Source organism: Sodaliphilus pleomorphus (assembly GCF_009676955.1).
GTDB classification, from domain to species: domain Bacteria; phylum Bacteroidota; class Bacteroidia; order Bacteroidales; family Muribaculaceae; genus Sodaliphilus; species Sodaliphilus pleomorphus.
On record NZ_CP045696.1, the window covers coordinates 2,435,708 to 2,462,632 of the forward strand.

Annotated in this window: 18 protein-coding genes and 1 tRNA gene; 15 read left to right on the plus strand and 4 right to left on the minus strand. The window is 57.6% G+C overall.

Going from position 1 to position 26,925, the window contains the following annotated elements:
* Position 1 precedes the first annotated feature (1 nt).
* The 9 genes from GF423_RS09995 (at position 2) to GF423_RS10035 (ending at position 9,227) form a co-directional block, all read left to right on the plus strand.
* Entirely contained in the window at positions 2-2,230 is a 2,229-nt protein-coding gene (locus tag GF423_RS09995) for a monovalent cation:proton antiporter family protein (RefSeq protein WP_154328218.1), read from the plus strand.
* Between the two features lie 100 nt (positions 2,231-2,330).
* Positions 2,331-2,807: a preQ(1) synthase gene (queF, locus tag GF423_RS10000; RefSeq protein WP_154328219.1), complete on the plus strand. Its 477-nt coding sequence runs from the start codon at positions 2,331-2,333 to the stop codon at positions 2,805-2,807.
* Between the two features lie 17 nt (positions 2,808-2,824).
* Positions 2,825-3,496: a 7-cyano-7-deazaguanine synthase QueC gene (queC, locus tag GF423_RS10005; RefSeq protein WP_154328220.1), complete on the plus strand. Its 672-nt coding sequence runs from the start codon at positions 2,825-2,827 to the stop codon at positions 3,494-3,496.
* 42 nt (positions 3,497-3,538) lie between these two features.
* Positions 3,539-3,892 carry a 6-carboxytetrahydropterin synthase QueD gene (gene queD, locus GF423_RS10010; protein WP_154328221.1) on the plus strand — a complete coding sequence of 118 codons (354 nt, stop codon included), beginning with the start codon at positions 3,539-3,541 and terminating at the stop codon, positions 3,890-3,892.
* The gene (locus GF423_RS10015; RefSeq protein WP_154329031.1) at positions 3,876-4,466 is read left to right on the plus strand and encodes a 7-carboxy-7-deazaguanine synthase QueE; all 591 of its coding nucleotides are present in this window, start codon (positions 3,876-3,878) and stop codon (positions 4,464-4,466) included. Before queD ends, GF423_RS10015 begins: the two co-directional genes overlap by 17 nt.
* 151 nt (positions 4,467-4,617) lie before the next feature.
* A complete protein-coding gene (locus tag GF423_RS10020) occupies positions 4,618-6,639 on the plus strand; it encodes a M13 family metallopeptidase (protein WP_420853227.1) in 2,022 nt (673 codons plus the stop codon).
* A gap of 22 nt (positions 6,640-6,661) precedes the next feature.
* Positions 6,662-7,252, plus strand: coding sequence for a hypothetical protein (locus GF423_RS10025; RefSeq protein WP_154328222.1), 591 nt, complete (start codon positions 6,662-6,664; stop codon positions 7,250-7,252).
* Positions 7,253-7,274: 22 nt separating this feature from the next.
* On the plus strand, positions 7,275-7,832 hold the full coding sequence (locus tag GF423_RS10030; RefSeq protein ID WP_154328223.1) for an AraC family transcriptional regulator: 558 nt from the start codon (positions 7,275-7,277) through the stop codon (positions 7,830-7,832).
* 72 nt (positions 7,833-7,904) lie between these two features.
* Positions 7,905-9,227, plus strand: coding sequence for a glycoside hydrolase 5 family protein (locus GF423_RS10035; RefSeq protein WP_154328224.1), 1,323 nt, complete (start codon positions 7,905-7,907; stop codon positions 9,225-9,227).
* Between the two features lie 100 nt (positions 9,228-9,327).
* On the opposite strand, the gene GF423_RS10040 is transcribed toward GF423_RS10035, so the two are convergent.
* Positions 9,328-12,789 carry a hypothetical protein gene (locus tag GF423_RS10040; RefSeq protein WP_154328225.1) on the minus strand — a complete coding sequence of 1,154 codons (3,462 nt, stop codon included), beginning with the start codon at positions 12,787-12,789 and terminating at the stop codon, positions 9,328-9,330.
* A gap of 206 nt (positions 12,790-12,995) precedes the next feature.
* Here GF423_RS10040 and GF423_RS10045 point away from each other — a divergent pair, with 206 nt between their 5' ends.
* Positions 12,996-14,207: a class I SAM-dependent methyltransferase gene (locus tag GF423_RS10045; RefSeq protein ID WP_154328226.1), complete on the plus strand. Its 1,212-nt coding sequence runs from the start codon at positions 12,996-12,998 to the stop codon at positions 14,205-14,207.
* On the opposite strand, the gene GF423_RS10050 is transcribed toward GF423_RS10045, so the two are convergent.
* Complete coding sequence (locus tag GF423_RS10050) at positions 14,204-15,127, minus strand: magnesium transporter CorA family protein (RefSeq protein ID WP_154328227.1); 924 nt, start codon at positions 15,125-15,127, stop codon at positions 14,204-14,206. The two genes, GF423_RS10045 and GF423_RS10050, sit on opposite strands and share 4 nt — an antisense overlap.
* Before the next feature lie 255 nt (positions 15,128-15,382).
* Here GF423_RS10050 and GF423_RS10055 point away from each other — a divergent pair, with 255 nt between their 5' ends.
* Entirely contained in the window at positions 15,383-16,258 is an 876-nt protein-coding gene (locus GF423_RS10055; protein ID WP_154328228.1) for a metal ABC transporter solute-binding protein, Zn/Mn family, read from the plus strand.
* 52 nt (positions 16,259-16,310) lie between these two features.
* Positions 16,311-17,045 carry a metal ABC transporter ATP-binding protein gene (locus tag GF423_RS10060; RefSeq protein WP_154328229.1) on the plus strand — a complete coding sequence of 245 codons (735 nt, stop codon included), beginning with the start codon at positions 16,311-16,313 and terminating at the stop codon, positions 17,043-17,045.
* Between the two features lie 87 nt (positions 17,046-17,132).
* Here the strand turns inward: GF423_RS10060 and GF423_RS10065 are convergent, their stop codons facing one another.
* Complete coding sequence (locus GF423_RS10065; RefSeq protein WP_154328230.1) at positions 17,133-17,603, minus strand: Lrp/AsnC family transcriptional regulator; 471 nt, start codon at positions 17,601-17,603, stop codon at positions 17,133-17,135.
* A gap of 118 nt (positions 17,604-17,721) precedes the next feature.
* Here GF423_RS10065 and GF423_RS10070 point away from each other — a divergent pair, with 118 nt between their 5' ends.
* Both GF423_RS10070 and GF423_RS10075 read left to right on the plus strand, forming a co-directional pair.
* Complete coding sequence (locus tag GF423_RS10070; protein ID WP_154328231.1) at positions 17,722-18,261, plus strand: GNAT family N-acetyltransferase; 540 nt, start codon at positions 17,722-17,724, stop codon at positions 18,259-18,261.
* Positions 18,262-18,630: 369 nt separating this feature from the next.
* On the plus strand, positions 18,631-24,585 hold the full coding sequence (locus GF423_RS10075; RefSeq protein WP_154328232.1) for a hypothetical protein: 5,955 nt from the start codon (positions 18,631-18,633) through the stop codon (positions 24,583-24,585).
* Positions 24,586-24,753: 168 nt separating this feature from the next.
* On the opposite strand, the gene aspS is transcribed toward GF423_RS10075, so the two are convergent.
* The gene (gene aspS, locus GF423_RS10080) at positions 24,754-26,535 is read right to left on the minus strand and encodes an aspartate--tRNA ligase (protein WP_154328233.1); all 1,782 of its coding nucleotides are present in this window, start codon (positions 26,533-26,535) and stop codon (positions 24,754-24,756) included.
* A 246-nt stretch (positions 26,536-26,781) separates the two neighbouring features.
* Between aspS and GF423_RS10085 the strand changes: the two genes are divergently transcribed.
* Positions 26,782-26,855, plus strand: a tRNA-Pro gene (locus GF423_RS10085).
* Positions 26,856-26,925: the final 70 nt, after the last annotated feature.

The window sequence follows — 26,925 nt, forward strand, 5'->3', positions numbered from 1 at the left end:
AATGCATTCCGACTTGATACAATCGCTCATAGGCGACTTCGCACTCATCTTGATGCTGGCTGCTATTGCTGCCATCGTGTTTAAACTGCTCAAGCAACCCCTGGTGCTGGGTTACATCGTGGCCGGCTTCATCGCCAGCCCACACTTCAAGTTTCTGCCCACGGTGGCCAATCCTGCCAACATCAGCTTCTGGGCCCAGTTGGGCATCGTGGTGCTCTTGTTCTCGCTGGGCCTCGAGTTCAGCTTCCAGAAACTGGTGAAAGTGGGCGGCACGGCCCTGCTCACCTGCTTGATTATTGTGGTGGGCATGATGGGAGTGGGATTTGTCGTGGGCGGCATGTTGGGCTATTCCACCATCGATGCGATATTCCTGGGCGGCATGATATCGATGTCATCGACAACCATCATCATCAAGGCGCTCTCCGACCTCAACCTCAAGCACCGCAGCTTTGTGCCCCGGGTGATGGCGGTGCTCATCGTCGAGGACCTCGTGGCCGTGGTGCTGCTGGTCATTCTCTCGTCGATAGCCATCAACAAGCGGGTAGAGGGCGACCAAATGCTTGAGGCCGTGCTCAAGCTCTCGTTCTATCTCATCATTTGGTTCACTGTGGGCATCTTTGTCATTCCCAGCCTGCTCAAGAAGTTCAGGCGCTTCATTGGCGACGAGCTCTTGCTCATCATTGCCATGGGACTGTGCTTCGGCATGGCCACGCTGGCAGTGTGGTCGGGATTCTCGCTGGCTCTTGGCGCCTTTGTGATAGGCTCGATACTGGCTGGCACAACCGAGGCCGAGCGCATCGAGCGCATCATCACCCCGGTGAAAGACCTCTTTGGGGCCGTGTTTTTCATTTCGGTGGGCATGATGGTCGACCCGGTGCTCATGTGGCACAATGCCGGCATCATTTTGCTGCTCGCCGTGGTGGTGGTTGTGGGCATGATCACCTTTGGCACCTTTGGCATGGTGGTCACTGGCCAGCCGCTCAAGACGGCCATGGAGTCGGGCTTCTGCCTCACGCAGATAGGCGAGTTCTCGTTTATCATCGCCACTACTGGCACCCAGCTGGGCGTGCTGGGCAAGAACATATATCCCATCATTGTGGCTGTGTCGGTCATCACCACGTTTTTCACGCCGTTTTTCATCAAGCAGGCACTGCCTTGCTACAACTGGGTGGCCCGCCACCTGCCCGAGAAGTGGGGCGTGCTGCTCGAGGGCTACAGCAAGAACGCTGCCCACAGCGAGATGAGCCAGTCGAGGCAGCTGTGGCACAAGGTGGTGAGGCGCTACCTCATCACGCTTGTGGTCTACACCGTGGTGGTGATTGCATTGTGGTTCCCGATACGCCACATCGTCATGCCGCTCATCTACGAGACCATACCCGGGCACTGGGGACGCCTGCTGGCAGCCTTGTGCGGCTTTGGCCTGGTGTCGCCTTTCTTGTATGGCATCATCGTGCCGCGCACCAAGGCTCAGGAGCGTGCACAGCTGGTGAGTGAGAGTGGAAAAATAAGCTATGTGCCCCTCGGGGTGATGTCGGTCGTCAGTTTTCTGGTCACCTTGTGGATTACGTTCTTTTATTTCAAGGCTACGCTCTCGACGCTCAACTCGGTCGTGGGCGCCACGGCCTTGTGCCTGCTGCTCATCTTGGTGTTCTCGCCGCTGCTGCGCAAGCGCATCAACCGGGTGGAGCAACGCTTTCTCGACAACATGAACGAGCGTGAGAACCGCCGCACGGGCAAGAACAACGTGCTGGTGAGCGACTTCCACCTGGCCTACATGCGCGTGAGCTACAGTTGCCCCTTTGTGGGCCAGACGCTGGCCGAGGCCCGCCTGCGCGAGCACTACGACGTGAATGTGGTCAATGTGCAGCGCAACGGCATGTCCTATCCCGTGCCAGGAGGCGACATGCGCATTTTCCCTGGCGACACGCTTGGTGTGATAGGCACCGACGAAAAAATACAGCACATGCTGCCCGTGGTGGAGGCTCATGACAGCAACGACGCACCCGCGCAGCACAAAGAGGAGTTTGTGCACTTTGCCATAGGGCCCGGCTCGCCGCTGGTGGGCCGCACACTGGCCCAGGCGCAGCTGCGCGAGCGCTACAAGTCGCTGCTGGTGGCCATCGAGCGCGACGACGACGTGTATATCAGTCCCACGCCCGATGTGGTCTTCAACGCGGGCGACACGCTGTGGATCGTGGGCGACCCCGTCGAGCTCAAGGCGCTGCATTGACATCCTGCCCCCCTCCAAGCACGTGCGTGTTTTTGTGCTGTTGTGCAAAAAGTATTATCTTTGTGATTCCAATAGAAGTAACAAGAGGAGATTGAAAGAAATGTCAAGAAACGAAAAAGAGTTGCAGGGCGTCACGCTGCTGGGCAATCAAGGCACCAAGTATCAATTCGACTACCGTCCCGACGTGCTGGAGACTTTTGTCAACAAGCACCCCGACAATGAGTACTTGGTCACATTCGACTGTCCCGAGTTCACAAGCCTGTGCCCAAAGACGGGGCAGCCCGACTTCGGGCGCATTGTCATCAACTACATTCCGCGCGAGCGCATGGTGGAGAGCAAGAGCTTGAAGCTTTACTTGTTCAGCTTCCGCAACCACGGCGACTTCCATGAGGATTGTGTCAATATCATCATGAAAGACCTGATCAAGCTCATGGATCCCAAGTATATCGAGGTGCGCGGCATCTTCAACCCCCGCGGCGGCATCTCTATCTACCCCTTTGCCAACTATGGCGACGACCAGCATCAAGACCTGGTCAAGGCCCGCTTGCTGGCCAGCTTCGACCCGGTCAAACGTTAAACTTCACATTTTGCATTATGGCTAAAGACGCAGTAATCATCACATCGGGCGGCATGGACAGTACCACGCTGCTCTACGAGTATAAAGACGAGATAGCTCTCGCCATCACATTTGATTATGGCTCTACCCAGAACGGGCGCGAGCGCGTGTGCGCAGTCACCCATTGCCAGCGTTTGGGCATCAAGCACATCATCATTCCGCTCGAGTTCATGCACCGCTATTTCAAGAGCGCGTTGCTCGAGACGGCCGACGACATCCCCGAGGGTAACTACGACGACGAGAACATGAAGTCGACGGTGGTGCCTTTCCGCAACGGTATCATGCTGGCCATTGCCTGCGGCATTGCCGAGAGCAACGGCCTCAAACGCGTGATGATAGCCAACCACGCCGGCGACCATGCCATCTACCCCGACTGCCGCCCCGGCTTCATTCAAGCTATGTCGCAGGCCATGCAGAACGGCACCTACGAGGGCATCAAGATATTTGCCCCCTACACCAGCATCAGCAAGGCCGACATTGCCCGCCACGGCAAGCGCCTGGGCATCGACTACAGCGAGACCTACTCGTGCTACAAGGGCCGGGAAAAGCATTGCGGCAAGTGCGGCACCTGCCGCGAGCGCCGCGAGGCCCTGCGCGAGGCTGGCATTGTCGACACCACCGAGTATGAGTGCGACGACCCGCAATCGTGAAGTCGCCACTTTTAAATAAAAAACGTTCAGAGAACAACTGCAATGTATTACGTAAAAAAGACTATTGAGATATCGGCCAGCCACCAGCTCAGGCTCGACTATGAGAGCAAGTGCGAGAACCTGCATGGCCACAACTGGATTATCACGGTGTATTGCCGTGCCCGCGACTTGGACCGCAACGGCATGGTTTATGACTTCTCCAAGCTGAAGAAGGCCGTCACCGACCGTCTCGACCACCGTAACCTGAACGAGGTGCTCCCGTTCAACCCCACGGCCGAGAATATTGCCCACTGGATAGTGCAATCCATACCCGAGTGCTACCGTGCCGATGTGCAGGAGTCGCGCAACAACCTGGCCACCTATGTCAAAGATGACGATGATGCTGAAGGTGAATGAAATATTCTACTCGTTGCAAGGCGAGGGCTACAACACAGGCACTGCAAGCGTGTTTGTGCGCCTGAGCGGCTGCAACCTGCACTGCGCGTTTTGCGACACCCGCCACGAGCAGGGCACAATGATGAGCGTGGCCGACATTGTGGAGGAGGTGGCCCGCTACCCCCAGGCGCCACTGGTTGTGCTCACCGGCGGCGAGCCTTCGCTCTTCATCGACGACGACCTGGTAGCGGCCCTCAAGCAGGGCACTGGCAAGCGCATCGCCATCGAGACCAACGGCACCCATGCCCTTCCTGCCGGCATCGACTGGGTCACGCTCTCGCCCAAGCAGGGCTTTGAGGGCGGCGACGCCCATCCGGTGGTGCTCGACCGTTGCGACGAGCTCAAGGTGGTGTATCTGGGCCAGGACTTGAGCCAGTATCAAGGCATTGCAGCCACCCACCGCTACCTGCAGCCGTGCTACGTGCCCGATGAGAGGCAGTGCCAGCGCAACATGCAAGCCTGTGTCGAGGCTGTGCTGGCCCACCCCGAGTGGCGGCTCTCGCTACAGGTGCACCGCGTGCTTCACATCAGGTAGCGGCTATGTGCAGGTTGCCTGCACAATCATGTGATACAGAAAAACAACATTTAATTATTGACAGTGTTGAATATAAAGTGATTTTTTTTGCTTATTTTTGCTCGTTGATTAAAAATCATCACTTCTACACAATTAACTAAAATAAACTTCTATGAATAATGTGAAGAAAACAATTGCAATTGCCTGCATGATTTTGCCGGCAATTGCAGCAGTGGCCCAGGTCCACGGCATCAACAAGGCCGATATGGATCCCAGCGTGGCCCCAGGCCAGGACTTCTTTGAGTACGCCGGCGGTGGCTGGATGAAAGCCAACCCTCTCAAGCCCGAGTATTCGAGCTACGGCGTGTTCAACGACCTGGCCGAGAACAACCGCAAGCAGTTGCGCAGCCTCATCGAGGACCTGCAGAAGACGCAACAGCAACCTGGCTCCAACGGCCAGAAGGTGATCGACCTCTACGATATGGCCATGGACAGCGTTCGCCTCAACAAGGAGGGCGCCGCTCCCTTGCAGCACGACCTTGCCATCGTCAAGGCCCTCAAGCGCAACGACCTCACCCGCGAAATCGCCCGTCAGCACCTGTGCATGGGCAATCCCTTCTTCGGCATCGGTGTGCAGGGCGACTTGATGAACAGCGACATGAACGTGCTCTATATGGATGCCGGCGGCATGAGCATGCCCGACCGCGACTACTACCTCAACACCGACGCCAAGAGCAAGAAGATACAGCAGCTCTTCCGCGACTATATCGTCAAGCTGTTCACCCTGGCCGGCTACAGCAAGGCCGATGCCCAGGCAGCCTCCAAGACGGTCTACAACATGGAGTATCAGTTTGCCAAGGCCATGATGTCGCGCGCCGAGGCGCGTGACTACACCAAGCAGTACAACATCTACACCGTCGAGCAGCTCCAAAAGGAGTATCCGGCAGTGAACTGGACCGAGTATTTCACGCTCATGGGCATCCCCGCCACCAAACAGGTGATTCTGGCCCAGCCCAAGGTGATGGCCGTGGCACAAAACTTCATGAAGACCCTCACCGATAAGCAGCTGCGCTATTACTTGGCCTACAACATTATAAGCGGCGCAAGCAGCGAGCTGAGCGATGCCTTCCGCGATGCCAACTTCGATTTCTACGGCCGCACCTTGAGTGGGCAGAAGGAGCAGAAACCTCGCTGGAAGCGTGCCCTGGGCTACCCCAACGGCATGTTGGGCGAAGTGCTGGGCCAGCTCTATGTGGCCAAGTATTTCCCCTCGGAGTCTAAGACCAAGATGCTCAAGCTCATCGAGAACCTGCGCAAGTCGCTGGCTACGCACATTGCCAACCTCACCTGGATGAGCGATTCTACCAAAATCAACGCCCTGGTCAAGCTCAACTCCTACATGGTGAAGGTGGGCTACCCCGACAAGTGGCGCGACTACAGCAAGCTCAGCATCGACCCCAAGCTCTCGCTCTATGAAAATGTGAAAAACGTTACGGCCTTCAACACCCGTTACAATCTCGACAAGATGGACAAGCCCGTCGACAAGACCGAGTGGGGCATGACCCCCCAGACGGTGAATGCCTACTACAACCCGCTGAACAACGAGATCGTGTTCCCGGCTGCCATCCTGCAACCTCCCTTCTTCGATCCCAAGGCCGACGATGCCACCAACTATGGCGCCATTGGCGTTGTGATAGGTCACGAAATGACCCACGGCTTCGACGACCAAGGCCGCATGTTTGACGCCAATGGCAACATGAAGGGCTGGTGGACCGAGCAGGACTCCAAGCGCTTCAACGCTCTGGCCGAAAAGCTTGCTGCACAATTCGACAAGATTGTGGTTGTCAACGGCGAGCATGCCAACGGCCACCTCACCCTGGGCGAGAACATTGCCGACCAAGGCGGCCTGCGTGTGTCCTACGACGCCTTCAAAAACACTCAGGAGTATCAGCAGGGCAAGCCCGTCGACGGCTTCACGCCCACACAGCGCTTCTACCTGAGCTATGGCCGCATCTGGGCCGAGAACATGACCGACGAGGCCATGTATCAGCAGACCAAGAGCGACCCCCACTCGATAGGCCGCAACCGCGTGAACGCCACCCTGCGCAACATCGACACGTTCTACAACGCATTCAACATCAAGAGCGGCGACAAGATGTGGCTCGACCCCGCCGACCGCGTGGTGATATGGTAACATGCACTTTCTACAATTGTAAATGAAGAAATCTTTTTACATGCTACTGCTCATCGCTGGCCTCGTCATGGCTGCGATGAGCAGTTGTAACAAGTATGCCGACTACAAGGCCCGCAAGCAACACATGCAAGACAGCATCGACTCGGTCGACTCCCTGCGTGTTGCCGACTCTATCTATCGCGTGCAGACGGCCGGCATGTTGCGCGCCGACAGCGTGATGCAGCACCGCAGCGACTCGTTGCACTATGCCTGGGCCCATGCAGCCCAGCTCAAGCGCAAGGCTCAAGCCGAGGCCCGTGCCTTTGTCGCCCAGGTGATGCGCGCCTATATCAACGCTCTCAACACCGGCGGCAACCCCAGCACAGCACTGGGCAACAATGCCTCCAATGCCGTGGCACAGCAACTGGCCCAAATCAACGGCAATCCCGCCGCTGCCCGCGAGAGCTTGGGCGACGGCGGCGCTGGTGCAGCCTTTGCCCTGGTGGGTGTTGAAAATGCCAACGACGACGGGTGGTATTCCTGCACCTGGAAAAAGGGCAGCCAGCGCATCACTCGCATGATGAAGGTGAACCCCAACGGCAAGGGGCACATCCGCATCGACGAGATGAAATAATACAGTATACTTTTCACAACACATGACACAGCTTTCGATAAAAAACATGGTGTGCCCCCGGTGTGTGACGGCAGTCACGGGCGTGCTTCAGTCGCTGGGCTATGACGTGACCCAGGTAAACATAGGCAACGCCACGGTGACCGACGACCTCACCGCCCAGCAGCTCGACACGCTCGACGCCCACTTGCGCAAGATAGGCTTCGAGTTGCTTCGCGACGAGGACGATGCCCTTGTGGAGCGCATCAAGACGGCCGTCATCTTTCTCTCGCGGCGCGACGACGGCGAGCCTGTGAAGCTCTCCGATGAGTTGTCGGCCGCGTTGAAAACCGACTACAAGCAGCTGAGTGCTCTCTTCAGCGCTCACGAGCATCGCACGATCGAGAAGTTCTTTATTGTCCACAAGGTGGAGCACGTGAAGGAACTGCTCGACTATGGCCAGCTCACAGTGAGCGAGATCGCCTATCGCACGGGCTACTCGAGTGTGGCCCACTTGTCGAGGCAGTTCAAGCAGGTAACCGGACTCACCCCCTCGCAGTACCGTGCCGCCAGGCCCCAGCGCGGGCCCATCACCAGCCTGTAGACTTGGCAGCACAGGCTTTGCTGCCTGACTGTCTCCTGCCCGGCTCTTTTTATTATCATAATTATCAAAAAAATGAACCATCTGCCCAAAACTTTTCTCCTCCTCGTGTGCCTGATGATGAGTGCTGTTGCAGGCCAGGCCGCGACTACTGGCCAAGGCCAGTATGTGGGCGTGCGCAACGGCCAGTTCTATGTAGAGGGCAAGCCCTATCGCTATGTGGGCACCAACCTCTGGTATGCCGCCATTCTTGCCAGCGATGGCGAGGGAGGCAACCGGCAGCGCCTCGGCCAGGAACTCGACTGCTTGCAGCAGCTGGGCATCGACAACCTGCGCATCCTGGTGGGTGCCGATGGCCGCCTGGGCGTGCCTTCCCATGTGAGACCCGTGTTGCAAACCGCACCGGGCGTCTACAACGACACGCTTCTCGCCGGGCTCGACCGCTTGCTTGTCGAGCTCGAGCGCCGCGGCATGAAGGCTGTGCTCTACCTCAACAATGCCTGGGAGTGGAGCGGCGGCTACGGCACCTATCTCGAGTGGGCCGGCATGGGCAACGCCCCTGTGCCCGGCATCGACGGGTATAATGCCTACCAGGACTATGTGAGCCACTTTGTGCAAAACGACAAGGCCAAGCACATGAGCATCGAGCATGTGAAGCACATTGTGTCACGCGTCAATTCAATCACTGGCAAGCCCTACACCGAGAGCCCCGCCATCATGTCGTGGCAGCTGTGCAACGAGCCGCGTCCTTTCGGCAAGGCCAACAAGGAGCAGTTTGCCCAGTGGCTCCAATCCACAGCCCGGCTCATCAAGTCGATCGATCACAACCACCTGGTGTCGACTGGCAGCGAGGGCAAGTATGGCTGCGAGACCGACATGGGACTCTTCAAGCGGCTCAATGCCATGCCCGAGATCGACTATGTCACCATCCATATTTGGCCCTACAACTGGGGCTGGATCGACAAGAGCTCGATCATTTCACGCGTCGACACGGCTTGCGTGCGCACACGCGACTACATTGCCGAGCATCATGCAATAGCCTGCGACCTGGGCAAGCCGCTTGTGCTTGAAGAGTTTGGCTATCCGCGCGACGGCTTCGGCTTTGCCCCGGCATCTCCCACCCAGGGCCGCGACAAGTACTACGACTATGTGCTCTCGTTGATTGAGCGTACAGGCATGGCGGCAGGCTGCAACTTCTGGGGCTGGGGCGGCAACGCCCGGCCCGTGCACGAGTCGTGGCAGCCGGGCGACCCCTACACGGGCGACCCGGCGCAAGAGCCGCAGGGATTGAACTCGGTGTTCGACGTCGACGCCGGCACCCTTGCCGTGATAGCCCGCTGGGCCAAGGCGATGCAGGCGCCCGCGCCTGCCTTGAATACTCAACATTGCACGCGGTAGAACCGGCGAGCACCTGCCGCATATAAATCCAAGAGGGGGTTGTGCCTAATCGGGCACAACCCCCTCTTGTAATTCGGGTAAAAAGCTCGGTGGTGATGTGCTACTTCACGACCTTGGTGGTGGTTTGGGTGCCGTCGGTGTAACGCGTGACCACAATGTTCACACCCTTGACTGGGGTTGCCACTTGCTGCCCGGCCACGTTGTAGTAGGCAATGCTGCTCACGGTCTTGCTGACCGCGGGCGTGTCGACGCCCGAGCTGACGGTGTAGACGACGGCGTTGGACTCGGCACTCTCCTCACCGCCGGTTTCGGCAGTCACCACATAGCGCCCGGCCATGGGACTGGCCACGGTGTAGCTGGGTTGGTCCAGCCCCGAGGCTATCTTCTCGCCGTTGCAGTACACGTTGTAGGTGATGGCTGTGGCTGCCTTGCGGGGTGCTGCCGAGCGGCTGCCTTGCACGGCAGTGTCGGGGGTGGCGAGCACGGCGCTTATGCGCCAGCCGTAGTTGAGCTTGAACTTGGTCTTGAGCGAGTACCAGTATCCGGCCGAGGCCGACGCCGATATCAGGTCGCTGTAGCCGGGCACTGCCGGCGTGCCTGCATCGCAGGTGCTGGGCTTCACGCCAGTGGCATACTCGAGATAGTAGCCCACGCTCATGTCCTGGCTGTTGTCGACAGCCACGGGGTTGTTGAGGCGCACCACGTTCCATCCCTTCACCAGGCTCTCGGCATCGAGCTCTTGCCTGTAGATGATGTTGTCGCCTGCCATGACAAACACGGCTGGGTTCTCGACGGCCAGTGAATCGAGCTTAAACTTGATGTGGGTGATCTTGAGACCGGCATAGTGTGCAAGCGTGTCGGCTGCCATCTTGATGGCGCAATAGCTCTTGAGCTTGCTGCCGCTGCTTGTCATGCCCACGGCGATGTCGGTGTTAGACTTCTGGTAGTTGAACTCGGCAGCCTTGCCGGCAGCCTCCCAGTTGAGTTGCAACTGCCCGGTTGCGGTGGCGTTGCCTTGCAGGTGATAGGGTGCTTGAAGCTTCTGGGCAATGGTGTTGACCACGGTCACGGTCTTGCTCTGGGGCGACTCCCAGCCGTTTTGGTATACGGCTGTGACGTGATAGTTGAATGTGCCGCACTTCTCGAGTGTTTCGCCCCAAGTGGTGCCTTCTTGCTCGGCTATCACGGTGTTGTTGCGATACACGCGATAGCTCTTCACCACTGGTGCGGCAGCGCGGCGGCGTGCCGGTGCTTGGGTGCCGGGTTTCACGGCCTCGATGCCCAGGCCCTGTCGCAGCTGGGCTGCATCGAGTGTCGTGGCCTTGATGCCGTCGACGGGCGTGCCCAGTGTGATCGCTTGCTGGCCGGCGTTGTCCTTGCTGCTTGCCGGCAGGGCAGTGGCTCCTATCACGATGTTGAAGTCCTTGTAGTCGCTGGCAATGGTGCCCAGCTTCATCCACGAGGCTCCGCCGGTCACACTCACCATGGCGCCGCCATCGGCAGCCGGGCCTTTGTCGATCACGATGGCCTTGTTGCCGGCTGGCAATGTCGTGTTGTAGACGATGTAGAGATCCTTGCCCTCGGGTATGGCGATGGGCTTGTCGAGCTTGAGCGTGTAGATGGCTTGCGGCGTGAGGGCGGTGCCGTCGAGCTTCTCGCTGTAGAGCACCTGGTTGTCGCCGGTGCGCACCTCAAGACGCAGCGTGTCGAGTGCCTGGCCTATGATGAACTTGAGGCTGCGCAGCTCGTAGCCCTTGAGGCTCTTGAGCTCGCTGGCGCTGAACTTGCTGCCGTAGAGCAGTGTCATCGCCTCGTCAAACCCCATCATGTAGCTGGGTGTGCCGTAGTGCTGCAGGTTGACAGCGCTGTTGCTCCACTCCAGGCTCACGGCCTTGGTGGCGGGGTCGAAGTCGGAACCCACGATGAGCGGTGCCTCGTAGGCTGCCGGCAGCGTGTAGTTGAGGGTCACGGTCATGAGGGGCGATTGCTTGCCGCTGGCATAGTTGGTTTTCAATGTGTAGTTGTAGGTGCCGGGCTCGGGCACGCTGTCGGCCCACTCGGTCACGTTCTTGCCAGTGAACAGCGGCGTGCCGTTGCGATACAGGTCGTAGCTGGCAGCTTGCTCGCTTGCTGTGGCCTCGCCCACAGGCGACACTTGGGCACGCAGCATGAAGTTGCCGGCAATGTTGCCGCTCGACAGGGTCTTCCACGTGGGCTTGGTGGCGTTGAAACTCGACGACCGCGGTGCCGATATCGAGAAGCTGTTGCCCTTGCCGTCGATGGCCGGCTGGTTGTCGACGCCCACGGGATGGGTCGACTTGGTGTGGGTGTAGTACACGCCATAGGCATAGTCGTTGCCAGGGGTCATTACATAGGGGGTGGTGAGCTGCCACTGGTTCCATGCGCCGGCCGTGGTCTTCTGCACCACCGAGTCGGGCACGTCCTGGCTGTAGTCGATGGTGCCGTTCTTTATCACATAGAGCTTCACGCTCGAGAGCGTGGCCTCGGCCACATAGGCGGCGATGCTGTTGATCTGGTAGTTTTGGAAGGCCAGCAGGTCGCTCGAGGAGAATTCTTGTTTTACCCACACCTTGGGCGACGTGGTCGACGTGCCGCCTATGTGGTTGCCCATCTGGCTGCCGCTCCAGGTGAGCGTTTCGCCGCCGGCGAGTGGCTTCTGCCAGGCGAGGGTGCCGTTGAGCTCCTGGGCACTGCCCTTGAAGCTGGCCGCCGGGGCCAGCAGCTTGCTGGCACTGATGGCCGTGGCCTCTACCGCGGCCGACTTGAGCTCGCCCTGCTGGGCATACACAGCCCCAACCATATAGCGGTGGGTGCCGTCGGGCTCGTTGTCGAGCACGGTGTCGGTGCGGGTGAGCAGGGAGCTGTTCACCTTGCTGCCGTCGCGATACACGTTGTAGCCCTCGGGGGTGGCGGTGGCGTTGTTCCTCACGATAGCCGTGATCATGAAGTCGCCCACGCCGCCTGTGTGCCAGGTCTTGCCGTCATAGCTGTACACGTCGCCCTTGCCTGTGGTGGGGTAGCGGTCGGTGTTGGCCACAAAGTCCTGATTGGTGCCGTGCTGGTATTTCACCACAAACATCACGTCCTTGTCGCCGGCTATGGTGTAGGGCTTGGACAGAGCTGTCGTTTTCCACGTGTTCTTGGTAAACTTGCTCACGTCGACAGGCGTCTCGCTCACGAGTTTCTCGTTTTCATACACTTGCACCCACACCTTGTAGGCATGTCGGTACTCAAAGTAGGAAATGCTGTCGACCGTCTGGCCGGCAACAGCTTGCAAGTCGGCAGGGGTGAACTTGGCTGCGGCATAGAAAGTCGCGTAGCCTTCGGGATCGTCGGCCCTGCCGCTCATGCCGTTGTAGTCGCTTCCGTCGTGCCATTTGAGCTCGATGGGGGCTGCCGGGGCACACCAGCCCAGGCTCACCTGCGAGAGATTGCTGGTGGCTGTCAACGAGTGCGGCGCACCGTTCTGTGCCACGACGGGCCCAGCTGTGAGGGCTGCCGCGCACAATGCCACTCGAGAGAGTAATGATTTCTTCAGCATACTCAGATTCTTGTTTTTAGGATTAATTTAATAATGTTTGTTTGATAGTTTTTGTCTGTCGTTATGTGCAAAGTTAATGTTTTTATGTCGAATTTTATAAATGATTGTGAGTTTTTTGACTGTCTTGTGTGGCAGGTTGTCTTCGCTTTTTGGTTTTTCAGCCGAAAATGTATTAATTTTGTTAGTCCCTTTGGGTGAAAAAAGTGATGACCGAGATTGCAGGACATAGGGTCGACGCATCGATGTGGAGCTATATTGCCCGCCATGCCGGCGACGATGCCTTGAAGCTCATGCTCAGGCAGGAGCCGGGGCTGAGCTTCGACAAGCGCTTTGCCGTGTTGCAGGTGGAGTGCCGCCACAAGCTGCGCCGCAAGATACCTGAGCTGCTGGCCCACGAGCGCTTCCTGTTTCCCAAGGCTGTGAGTGCCGAGCAGTGCACCCACCAGGAGGTGGCCAAGCTGCATGCCTCGCTCTTCGACTCGGCCCACACAGTGCTCGACCTGACTATGGGCCTGGGGGTCGACGACTACTACATTGCCAGTCGTGTGCGTGCGCTCACTGCCGTTGAACTCGACCCCGAGATTGCCGCGGTGGGTCAGTACAACTTTGGCTTTCTCAACCCCAACGTGAAGGTGCTGCATGCCGACTCGGTGCAATTGCTCAAGTCGATGCTGCCACAAGAGCACTACGATGCTATCTTTGTCGACCCGGCGCGGCGCGGGCAGGACGGCCGCCGGCTCTACGGCTTGTCGCAGTGCCAACCCGATGTGCTCGCCATCATGCCGCTCATTGCGCGTCACTGCCGCCGGCTTGTGATCAAGGCCTCGCCCATGCTCGACATCTCGCAGTCGAGAGCCGACTTGGGCGCGCCGCTGGCGCAGGTGTGGGCCGTGAGTGTGAAAAACGAGTGCAAGGAGTTGCTGTTTGTGCTTGATTTCGACAGCCAGCCAGCCGGCATTGTGCTGCATGCCCTCAACTACGACGACGGCTGGCACGATTTTGCAACAACTGCTGCCGGCGGTGCCGCCCATGATGCGGCCCCTGGTGTGCCCGTTGCCGGCGGCTTCCTCTATGAGCCTCATGCCAGTGTGATGAAGCTGGGCTGCCACGCCGCTGTGCAGGCCGCCACTGGCACTGCGCAGCTGGCGCCCAACTCTCATCTCTATGCCGGCGACAGGCTTGTGCGCGATTTTCCTGGCCGCAAGTTCGTCGTCAAGGAGGTGATACCCTTCAACGGCCGGCAGTTGAAGCAGCTGGGCAAACGCTGTGAACGCCTCAACATTGCCACGCGCAATTTCAGGCTCACGCCCGAGGCGTTGAAGAAGCGTCTCAAGGTGGGCGACGGCGGCAACGACTACCTCTTTGCCACCACCCTTGCCGATGGCAGCGCAGTGCTGCTGCTATGTGAAAAAATTTAGAACCACTTGATGCGGCGGAACAGGAAGAATGCTCCCACCGAGAACAAAACGCACAGCGCAGCAATGAAGGTGAAGGCCCACGCGCGGTGCTCAAAGGGCAGAGCCACGTTCATGCCATAGAGCGAGGCAATGAATGTGGGCAGCATCAGGATGATCGAGGTGCTGGTCATGCGCTTCATGATCACGTTCAAGTTGTTGGAAATAATCGAGGCAAAAGCATCCATGGTGCCGCTCAAGATGTCGCTGTACACCTTCACGGTGTTGAGTGCCTGCTGCAGCTCGATGTCGACGTCTTCGATCATGTCCTTGTCGATGAGACCCGAGTTCTGGAAGAGCGTGCGCAGTCGCACCAGCAGGGTCATGTTGCCCCTTATCGAGGTGTTGAAGTACACCAGGCTCTTCTGCAGGTTGCGCAGTCGCAGCAGGTCCTCGTTGTGCATGCTCTGCTCGAGTCCGTCCTCGGCATTGTTGATGTCGATATTGATGATTTTCAGGTATTTCAGGAACCATACCGCCGACGACAGGATGAGGCGCATGATGAGCACGAGCTTGTTGGGAATCTCGATGTTTTTGGCACTGTTGTACTTGATGAAATCGTTGACCACGATGTTCTTGTAGTAGCACAGCACAATCACCAGGTCGCCATTGGTGATCACACCCACAGGGATGGTGTTGAACGGGATGTCGTCGTCGCTCGTCTGCCGGGGCACTCGCAACACAGTGAGCAGCCAGTCGCCGTCGATCTCGGTGCGCGGTCGCTCGTCGGCATCGCTGATGTCGGTGATAAATGACTCGGGCACATCGAGATTGCGCAGATAATCGAGCTCGTCCTGGTCAGGACAGGAAATGTTCACCCAGCAACCAGGTTTCCACTGGTCGCACTTTGTGAAATTCTTTCCAAATAGTAAGAATTCTTTCATTGTGTTATGCCTCCTCCTTCTATGTTTGCGTCAATATCGCCGAGGCACAAGCCACAATGCATAGAGTGGGGTTTATGCCTCTATATCAACAGGTTGTTTACTATCTAGCGGTACGCTATCGTCCATGTTCTGTGTTTCGTTTTGATTATTATACGCAAAGTTACTGCAATATCTCGTGGGCAGACGAATTTTTGTGTAAAAAATTTGTTTATTTTGTTAAGAAATATTAACTTTGCATAAAATCCTTAGTTAGCAATGAAACGACGAGTCGACTATATGATTCCTATACTGGCTTCGGTGGCTATTGTGGCCATTGTGGCAGTGATGGCTGCAGGCTGTCGCCTGCAGCAAGGCGAGAAGCCACAGGTGGTGGTGAGCATTGCCCCGCAACGGTACCTGCTGGAGAAGATAGCAGGCAACAAGGTCGATGTGTTGTGCCTGCTCGAGGAGCAGAGCAACCCTGAGAACTATGAGCCCAAGACTTCCGACATGATGAAGCTTGAGCGGGCGCAGGCCTATTTCACGATTGGCAACATAGGCTATGAGTCGGCTATCGTGGGCAAGGTGAGAAACAACAATCCGCAATTGTGCATTTTCGACACCAGTGCGGGCATCAAGCTGTTGCGTGGGCAGGATGCCGACGATGGCGAGTATGACCCCCACGTGTGGACCTCGGTGAAAAATGCCAAGGTGATTGCCCACAACATGCTGCTCGGCCTCGTCAAGCTCTATCCCAAGCATAAACGGTATTTTGTGAAAAATTACGATGCACTCAGCACCAGTCTCGACACACTCGACCGGCACATTGCGCTACAGCTTGCGCCTGTGAAGGGCTGCACCTTCATCGACTGGCACCCGTCGCTCAGCTATTTTGCCCGCGACTATGGCTTGCACCAGCTTGCCCTCGACAATGGCAAGGAGCCTTCGGCCCGCGACCTTGCCCGCCGCATCGACCTTGCCCGCAAGAGTGGTGCAAGGGTGATATTTGTGCAACGCCAGTTCGACAGCCGTGCAGCCTCGGCAGTCAACAAGCAGATAGGTTGCTCGGCGGTTGAGATCAACCCCATGAGTGGCGACTGGGCAGACGAAATGAGCAGGATCGCCAGTGCCCTGGCGGCAACGGCGCGGTGAGCGTGCCGTCTTCAAGTTGGGATTTACACTTAGTTTTCTTTTTTTTTGCCTTATGAGTGCTACAGCTTCCAAGATTATCGAGTTGCAAGACGTGAGCAAGGTCTATGGCCAGCTCGCTGTGGTGAGCCATGTGAGCGTGACCGTCGATCGTGGCGACTTTGTGATTGTGACCGGCCCCAACGGCGGCGGCAAAACCACCCTCATGCGCATGATGCTGCGGCTTGTGGCGCCCACGAGTGGCCGTGTGGTGTACTACGACGGCGATAGCCAGGTGCCACACTTGCGCTTTGGCTACTTGCCCCAGAAGAACATGATCGACAGCCGTTTCCCCGTCACCGTCGAGGAGGTGGTGGCCTCGGGCCTCAAGATGAGACCGCTGCACCGGCTCACGGCCGCCGAGCGCGCACTTGTGGTCGAGACCCTCGACCAGGTGGGACTGCAGCAGTTGCGCCGGCACACGCTGGGTGAGCTCTCGGGCGGACAGCTGCAACGTGCCTTGCTGGGGCGTGCCATCATAGGCCGCCCCGATGTGCTTGTGCTCGACGAGCCGCTCAGCTATCTCGACCAGCACTATGAGCAGCGCCTCTACCAGCTCATTGCTCAGCTCTCGCGCCACGCCACCATCATCATGGTGAGCCACGACGTGAGTGTGGTCTCGGCCATGGCCAATCGCCACTTCATCGTCGAGCGCACGCTGCACGAGTGCCAGTGCCACCATCACATGCTGGCCACGCGCTGCATCGACGCCGACCTGCCAGCAGCTTTCGGCCCAAAAACAACGGAGTGAAACCCGCGCGCTTGTGTGCGTTGAGTTTCACTCCGTGTGTTGTGGGGTTGTTGTGTCGTTGCTGCATGCCTTGCACGGCACAGCACGCTACTCGTCGTCTTCGGCGATGGGAATTTGACGCTTAAACACTTCTTTGAATGTGATGAGGGTCTCGGTGCGTCCCAGCCCAAGCTGCAAGAACTTGTTGTGAATCAGGCTCAGCAGGTGGTCGTTGTTGTGGGCGTAGAGCTTTACAAACATGTCGTATTTTCCCGTTGTAAAGTAGCACTCCACCACTTCGGGCATTTCTTTGAGGTGTTCCACAACCTCGTCAAACTTCGACGAGTCGTTGAGGTAGATGCCCACATAGGCGCACGTGTCATAGCCCACCGACGATGGATTGATGAGTGAAATACTGCCCCTTATCACGCCCAGGTTGTAGAGCTTCTGGATGCGCTGATGGATGGCCGCTCCACTCACGTTGCAGGCGCGAGCAATCTCGAGATACGGTTTGCGTGCATTCACAGCCAGCATCTTCAAGATTTTATAGTCGAGAGCGTCTAATTTTGAATTTGCCATAATGTGTTTTGTTATATTGTCATTAAATTATTAATTTAGTCGATAATTTCTCAAATTATTAAGTTGGCTATTTCGTCCAATTATCAATTATTTTGCAAATGTAAGAAAAATTTCTCATATGCTATTAAATTATAACATAATTTCGCCAAATTCTTTGCAATTTAAGAAAGTTGAACAATTATTGGTCGACAGTTTTCCTGTCGATGAGCGGCGGGATATGCTTGACTTTGAAAGGATTGCACGTGAAAACCCCCGTTTTTCCCTGCTCGGGGCTTTCGAGGGTAACAATGTGAAAGGATTTATCACCACTTGGGATTTTGATAGCTTCTGCTATGTGGAGCACTTTGCTGTCGACAGCTCGATGCGCAACCAGGGCATAGGCAGCCGTTTGCTCGACCACTTTGTCGCCCAAGCGGCGAAGCCGGTCATTCTCGAGGTGGAGCTCCCGGCCGACTTGCCTGCCTGCCGCCGCATCGCCTTCTACAAGCGTCACCGGTTTGTGTTGTGGGAGGATGTCGACTATGTGCAGCCGCCTTACTCGCCCTCGCGGCAAGCCTTGCCCATGCGCCTCATGACCCGCGGCTTCGACACGGCCGCAGCGGTCGAGCAGGCCGCGCGAGAGCTCAAGCGTGTCGTGTATGGCTGTATCGACGAGTAGCCGTGCCGTGAGCCACGACTGCCTTAAGCTTGACAGCTTTAAAACCTGTGTTTGAAATCAAGATAGAGCGAGCAAAAATTTCATCTGGGAATTGGATTGCTCGCTTTTCCTGTGTATCCTTTTTTGGGGGGGGGTAAGTTTGAATTTGGCGTTGACAATCGGCCGTTAAACAATTAGATTTTTTTGTCGACTGCCGCTGTTCAAGTCATGACTGGCGATGACTAAGTGTTGTGGGTGTGGATAGTTTAAAAATGTTGTAAAATTCACAAAATTTTTTTTGAATTGTTATATTTTTATTGTTTTTAAACAGAAATTCATTAATTTTGCGCTGACAATCTTAAACAATCAATCTTTCTAAATTGTTTTTGCATGAAAAAAGTAAACTTGATTTTCTGTGTTGTGTTCGGCATGCTGTCGATGGCCTGCTGGGCGCAAAACGCGGTAACAGCTGCCCCCGACAATCCTGGCCAACAGGTTGAAGGGCCTGCTGGCAGCACCCGGGCCGATGCGTGGAAACTGCAAGGCGGGGTGTGGACCGAAGGCAGCTGCAAGATGCCCGATGTGCAAAACCGTGGCTCGCGGGCCCCTGCCCGCAGCCTGGCGGCTGGCAAGACTCTGCTCTATGCCGAGTACTACAACAATGCCGACGGCATTCACCAGCTGGCTGATCTCATGGACACCGTTGTCACCTCGCAGCAAGGCGGCACGGCGCAGCTCAACGGCCTCTATGTGGGGGCCAACAAGATGACGATGACCTATACCGCCTCTACAGTGACTATTGCTGTGCAGCAGGTGTACAATCATCCCACCTACGGGCCTGTCTACATTTGTCCCATCGACTGGGACAAGAAGACCTACAGCACCACCGACCCCCTGCAGGGTACTATCGACGCCCAAGGCAACATTCACCTGGGCAGCTGGGGCCTCTTCCTGATTTCGGGTCAGTACAAGGGCGGCACTTTCGGTACTTTCAAGAGCACCGACTTGATGGCCACCAATGCAGTGATGACCAACGTGTACCAGACACCGGCCGACTCGGTCGAGACCTATCCCGTCTATATCGAGCAGCCTCGCGACAACCAGGTCTCGATCGTGAACTTCGGCGGCACCTCGGTGGCCGTGAATGCCTATGTCAATCCCGACAAGACTGTTGAGATTGCGCCGCAGTTCATCTACAGCACCCTCTCGCGCGGCGACTTCATGTGCTTCCCGGCCAACTGGGCCAAGAGCACCAGCTATATCGACGCCAGTATCGAGGGCACTGCCACCGATACCGAGATCGACCTGGGCAACTGGGGCGTCTTCAACGTGAGCAACAAGAAGTTGTGCCCCTATCCCTACAAGTCGTCGAAGATTGAATATGCCTCGGGCGTGGTTTCCTTCCCTCAGAAAAGTGTGCTTGACTGGACTGGCAGCGGCACCGAGGCCGACCCCTATGTGATAAAGACGCCCGACCAGCTCACGGCATTTGCTCAAAGTGTGACCCGTGGCAGCAGTTATGGAGGCAAGTGGGTGACTTTGGGTGCCGACATCGACATGAATAAGGCTGCAAGTGCCTACCGCCCGGCAGGCAACGGAGCCAGCCATCAGTTTCAGGGCACCTTCGACGGCAAGGGCTACACCATCAGGCACCTCGACATTTCGGCTGGCAAGGTCTCTTATACTGGTCTCTTTGCCTACGCCGGCGACTCGGCTACCCTCAGGAATGTGAACCTCGACAGCCTCTCGCTCACGAGCTACGGCACCTATGCCGGCGGCTTGGTGGCCTATAGCAAGGGCAACATCGACCATGTGCAGGTGACCCATGCGGCCATTGTGCACCACAATAGCTATGGCGGCGGCATCGTGGGCTATGTCAACAAGGCCAAAGTGAGTGACTGCGCCTTCGATGGCACGATTGCAGCCGGCGGCATCACTGGCGGCATCGCAGGCTATGCCAACTATTCAAGCTTGCTGCGCAACCATGCGGCGGTGAGCATGAGCTACGACGAGTGCTTCAATCAGTTCCAGCGTGGCGTGGGCGGCATTGTCGGCCACTTCAGCGCCACGGTGGGCGACCCCGACCAGACGCTGGCCGAGTGCTATGCCACAGGATCGGTCAGGGTGAGTGTGCCACAGGGCGTAGTGGGCGGCATCGTGGGTAACATGAGCGGCGACATGACGCGTTGCTTCAGCAATGTGGCCATCAATGCCCAAGTCACCAGTGCCCGTAATGGCATGGCGGGTGGCTTGGCTGGCATGATAAGCGGTGCCAAGCTGGCCGACTGCTACACCAGCAACGAGATCGTGAGCAGTGGCAACTGCAAGCAGGTGGGCGGTCTTGTGGGCTACATGCTCGACAACAGCAAGACGACCAACACGCTCGACCGCTGCTTAAACACGGGACAGGTGATCATGGCCACTGCAACCGGCCACGAAGGTCTCTATGGCATCCGTTTCAAGAAGACGGTGTTCACCGGTTGCTACTACGACAAGCAAATCACCAATACCGCACTCGACGACTCGCTCAGCTACATGGCTGCCACCACCAGCCAGCTCACCAGCGGAGTCCCCCTCACTGGCTACAGCACCGATGTGTGGACCTTTAAGAAGGGATTGTATCCACAACTCAAGGCGCTTGCCGGCACCGATGTGAGCAACTTGAGCGTTGCGCCTGTCATGCTTGCCGATGGCGAGACTACCACGAAGGTGAAGACGGCTTTCACCGTCTCGACACAAAACGGCATCGACTGGTACGTGTACGAAAACGATGCGCTCACCAAAAACGCTACGGGCCTTGTCATCAACGACAGCACGGTCACCCTCACCGGTGTGAGTGCTCCCTCGCTGCTTGTGGGCACGGCTGGCAATGGCAAGTATATTAAGTTTGTAAACGTGAAAACGGCCAATCCTACCGGCCTTGTGGGCACGGGCACCGAGAGCGACCCCTACCTGATCCAGTCTAAGGAGGACCTCATTGCCCTCAATGCTGCCGTCACCTCGAGCACGTCGCCGTTGCAGTTCACTGGCGACTACTTCCGCCAGACGTGCGACATCGACTGCCAGGGCGATCCAGCCTTCCAGGGTGTGGGCGACGACATGAACAAGAATCACACCTTCGACGGCACCTACGACGGCGGGGGCTATGCTATCCACAACTTTGTGATCGACTCTATACATTGCGACGACAGTGGCATGGCCGTGCGGGCCAAGTCGCGCCGCGTGGCGGGCTTCTTTGGCTATTGCAACAAGAATAGCGTGATCAAGAACCTTACGCTGGCCAGCGATTGCAAGGTGCGCGCCTTTGAGATTGCCGGCGGTATCGCTGCCGTCACCCTGGGCCGCATCGAGAATTGCCGCAACAATGCCGATGTCACCACCATTGCTTCCTACAGTGCTGGCATCGTGGCACAGTCGGTCACGGGGTCGGTCATCACCGGTTGCTACAATGCCGGCACCATCACCTCGAGCAGTAGCGTGGTGGGCGGCATCGTGGCTGTGCATGCCGGCACAGTGGAGTATTGCCAAAACGACGGCGAGGTGCATGCCGACTCCATCAATTCGTTCTACTCGGCCAAGGCCCAGCGCAACGTGGGCGGCATCGCTGGCCAGGTGTCGGGATCCAAGGCTGTGGTGCAGTACAATATCAACACAGGCTATGTGCACACCTTGAGCAGTGCAGGCGGCATTGCCTCTACCAGCACGCGCGGCGCCGTGATGCGATGCAACATCAACTATGGCATGGTCGACGCCAGCAGCGACGATGGTCAGGAGGGTGCAGTTGCGGGCGCCACACTGCCTGAGGAAACCAGCTGGACCAACTACTACGACCGCCAGATTGCTCAAAACAAGGCCACTGCAAGCGGCGAGTATGGCACCTGCACGGGCTTGCTCACGGCCACGCTCACCAGCGGCAAGGCCCTCGACAGCCTCGACGCTGGCAAGTACAACTGGCAGAAGGGCATGTATCCTGTGCTCACCGCCTTCCGCAACGAGCCAGCTGCCAATGCTCATCGCAAGATGGTGGTGACCCTCGACAGCGCCGAGACGATCGACAACATGACGCGCCCGGCCACGCTCAACCAGCTTGCCGGCATGACGTGGACGCTCAAGCAGGGCGTCGACTACAAAATCGACAATCGCACCTTGAGTGTCACACTCAAGGCCGACTCTACCTCGCTGCGCGACACTCTCGTGGTAACCTACAAGGGCTACACCAAGGCCATCCCGTTGCGCACTGTGCCCAAGCTGTGGGACGGCGACGGCACTGCTGCCAGCCCCTATCAAATCAAGACTGTGGCCGATATGAACACCTTGAGCCGCTTCACTACTGCTGAGCAGTACAGCTTTGAGGGCAACTATTTCAAGGTGATGAACGACATCGACTTCTCGACTCAGGCCAACTTTGTGCCTGTGGCTGGCGGCAGCGCCGTCTTTGAGGCCGACTTCGACGGCAATGGCAAGACGCTGAGCCACGTCACTATCAACCACGACAAGGATGAGTATCAAGGCCTGTTTGGCACCCTGGGCGCCAAGGCTGGCTTGCACGACCTCACCCTGGCCGATGTCAATGTCACAGGCTATCGCTACCTGGGTGCCTTTGCCGGTCGTGCCTATTGCCTTCTCGAGAACCTCACGCTGGCCAGCGGCAAGCTCACTACTCCCAAGCAAGGCTATGCCGGCGGCATCGTCTATGCCCTGCTTGGCAACGGCATGGCGAAAAATTGTGTCAACAAGGGTAATGTGGCCCCTGCAGGCGGCTATATAGGCGGCATTGTGGGTTCGATGACAGGCAAAAACACGCGTGTCGCCGATTGTGTAAACGAGGCCAACCTCGATGGTGCCCGCAGTGTGGGCGGTATCGCCTGCAACGGTGCTGGCACAATCGTCAATTGCACCAACAAGGGAAATATCTCGGGAGGTGGCTCGCTGGGCGGCATTGTATCGTCCAATTCTTGCGACTCCATTGTGAACTGTGTCAACTACGGCACCGTCACTGGCACTGGCAGCAATGTGGGCGGCGTGATAGGCTACGGCAACTGGAGCAAGACGTGCATGACTGTCGCTGGCTGCCACAATGAGGGCGACGTGACCGGCACTTCCCAGGTGGGTGGCTTTGCAGGCTACATGCAGAATGCCTTTGTCGTGGCCGACTGCTACAACACGGGGGCCGTCACCGCATCGGGCGCCGATTGCGGCGGCCTGGTGGGTTCGTTCAACTACAGGTCTTCGGCTGGCGGCGACGCTCGCCTTGAGCGCTGCTACAACACGGGCTTGGTCGCCGGCAGCGGCAAGCGTGTGGGCGGCCTGGCTGGCGATGTGAGCACTAGCATTGAGTTCAGCGCCTGCTACAACACGGGCGACGTGCTGGGCGGCAACGGCGACTATGTGGGCGGCTTGGCTGGCTATTGCCGCACGGCCGACATCATCGACTGCTGGAATGCAGGCAATGTCGAGGCCAGCGGCAGCGCTGTGGCTGGTATTGCCGGCTTCACCCAGGGCCGTGTGCAACGTTGTGCCAATGTGGGCAACGTGACTTGCACCAGCGCCACTGGCAGCGACAGCCAGGGCAATGCCGCAGGCTTGGTGGCCCACGGCGTTCCTGAGATTGCCGACTGCTACAACCAGGGCGATGTGAGCGGCCCGCAACTCACGGCTGGCCTCATGGCTACCGTGGGCAACAGCAGCACGGTCATGAACCGCTGCTACAGCACTGGCAATGTGCACAGTGCCGTGCCCGAGCTGGCTGGCGCTATGGCTGCCGACGGCGACTACGTGATGATGGGGCTCGACAGTGTGTACTACGACCGCGAGACGTATACGGGCAGGCTAAGCTCGACCGACTCGATGGCCACGGGGCTCACTACGCGTGAGCTTTCCATGTGCGACTCGCTGGGCGCTGCCTTCCAGCTCAAGGAGGGCTTCTATCCCACGCTTGTGTCGATGGCGGGCAATGCCTTGCTCGACTTCTATGCTGCCACCCCCGTGCTTGGTCCTCTCGACACGCGCGACAACGTGCACGGCACGTTTGTGGTCGGTACTCCCGAGGGCACGGTGTGGACGGCAAGCCCGGCCATTGTCACCTTCGACGGCGTCAATGCCATCCCCACTGCAACGGGTGAGGTCACAATCACCAAGACCATGGGCGAGCTGTCTAAGAGCTACAAGCTCACGATTGCCTCTACCACAGGTGTGGGCGGTGCAGTGGCCGACAGCCCTGTACTGAGCGTGACCTACTACGACCTGCAGGGCCGTGAGGTGGACGCCAGCCACAAGGGTGTGCTCGTCAAGGTCGTTCGTTACCAGAACGGCGTGACAAGGGCCTCCAAGCAAGTGGTGCGTTAGCGCGCCACGATGGCCTGCCCAGGGCTCTTGCCCTGGGCAGCACCATGCGTCACGTGATGGCGCATCAGCATCAAAAAAAAGAAATCCCGTGTGGCAACGTTATGGTCGCACGGGATTTTAAGTTTGGTATTTTCTGTAGGCAGTATTTTTGCAGTAGGCTTGTCGCAATCACTGCTGCTCTGTCTCGCCTTTCACGCGATCTTCGTCAATCTTGAGGCACAGCTCCTCGAGTTGCTTGGGCTCGAGCGTGCCAGGTGCGTCGAGCATCACGTCGCGGCCGCTGTTGTTCTTGGGGAAGGCAATGCAGTCGCGTATGCTGTCGAGACCGGCCAGTATCGACACAAAGCGGTCGAAACCGAACGCAAGGCCGGCGTGTGGTGGTGCGCCGTACTTGAAGGCGTTCATCAAGAAGCCAAACTGTGCCTGGGCACGCTCCTCGGTGAAGCCCAGTATCTTGAACATCTTGTCCTGCAAGTTGGTGTCGTGAATACGCAGGCTGCCGCCGCCCACCTCGATGCCGTTGCACACAAAGTCGTAGGCCTTGGCCCTCACGCGCTCGGGGTGCTCGTCGAGCAACGGTATGTCGTCGGGGTTGGGCATGGTGAAGGGGTGGTGCGTGGCCATGAGGCGCTGCTCCTCGTCGCTCCATTCAAAGAGCGGGAAGTCGATAATCCACAGGCACTTGAACACGTTCTTGTCGCGCAGGCCCAGGCGGTCGCCCATCTCCAGGCGCAGCGAGCACAGTTGCACACGGGTCTTGTTGGCATTGTCGCCGCTCAGTATCAGCACCAGGTCGCCGTCGTTGGCTCCCATCTTGGCCTTGAGCTCGGCCAGATCTTCCTTGCTGTAGAACTTGTCGACGCTGCTCTTGACGGTGCCGTCGGCGTTGTATTTCACATAGACCAGACCCTTGGCACCCACTTGCGGCCGCTTCACAAAGTCGGTGAGCTGGTCGAGCTGCTTGCGGGTGTAGCTGGCGCAGCCCGGCACGCAGATGCCGCCTATGTAGGCTGCATCGTCAAAGACGCTGAACTTGCCTTTCTTCATCACGTCCATGAGCTCGACAAACTCCATGCCAAAGCGCAGGTCGGGCTTGTCGCTGCCGAAGCGGCGCATGGCCTCGGCCCAGGTCATCTGCTGCAGCTTCTCGGGCAGGTCCACATTGCGTATCTTTTTAAACAGCATGCGCGCCATCTCTTCAAAGATCTCGAGCACGTCGTCCTGGTCGACAAAGCTCATCTCGCAGTCGATTTGTGTGAACTCGGGCTGGCGGTCGGCTCTCAGGTCCTCGTCACGGAAACACTTGGCAATCTGGAAGTAGCGGTCGAAACCTGCCACCATGAGCAGTTGCTTGAGCGTCTGCGGGCTCTGCGGCAGTGCATAAAACTGGCCTGGATTCATGCGCGAGGGCACCACAAAGTCGCGTGCGCCCTCAGGCGTTGAGCCTATCAAGATAGGGGTCTCGACCTCGATGAAGTTTTTGGAGTCGAGGAAGTTGCGTATCAGTATTGCCATCTGGTGACGCAGTTCCAGGTTCTTGCGCACACACGAGCGCCGCAGGTCGAGATAGCGGTATTTCATGCGCAGGTCGTCGCCACCGTCGGTGTTGTCCTCGATCGTGAAGGGGGGCGTCAGACTCGGGCTCAGCACGTTGAGCTCGCTGGCTATGATTTCGATGTCGCCAGTGGCCATTTTCGGGTTCTTGCTCGAGCGTTCGGCCACTGTGCCTTTCACTTGTATCACATATTCGCGGCCCAGCTTGTTGGCACGCTCACACAGCTCGGCGTCAACGTCGTTGTTAAACACGATCTGCGTGATGCCGTATCGGTCGCGCAGGTCGACGAAGGTCATGCCGCCCATCTTGCGGGTGCGTTGCACCCAGCCTGCCAAGGTCACCACTTCGCCTGCGTTCTCGAGACGAAGTTCGCCATTAGTCTTTGTCCTGTACATCTTTCTTCTTGAGATTATTGTAGTTTGTTATTCTTGTCTATATCGTGCAGCATCGCGCGCCTTAGCCTGCACCACAGGCTATAGCCGGCGAAACCAATTCACAAAATTACAATATTATTGGCACAATTGGTAATCATGCCCGAAAAATTTAAAAAATTGAAACAAAAGCTTGCAGAGTCAGAAAAATGTAGTACCTTTGCAACGCATTTTTCTGAGCGCTCGCGCTCAGCACACATTTTGCACCTTCGGGGTGTAGCGCAGTTGGTTAGCGTGCCTGCTTTGGGAGCAGGAGGTCCCAAGTTCGAATCCTGGTACCCCGACTAACTGAAACGAGTGATGATCGTCAGCAATTTAATGGTCAACACTCGTTTCTTTCCCAATTCCAAACCA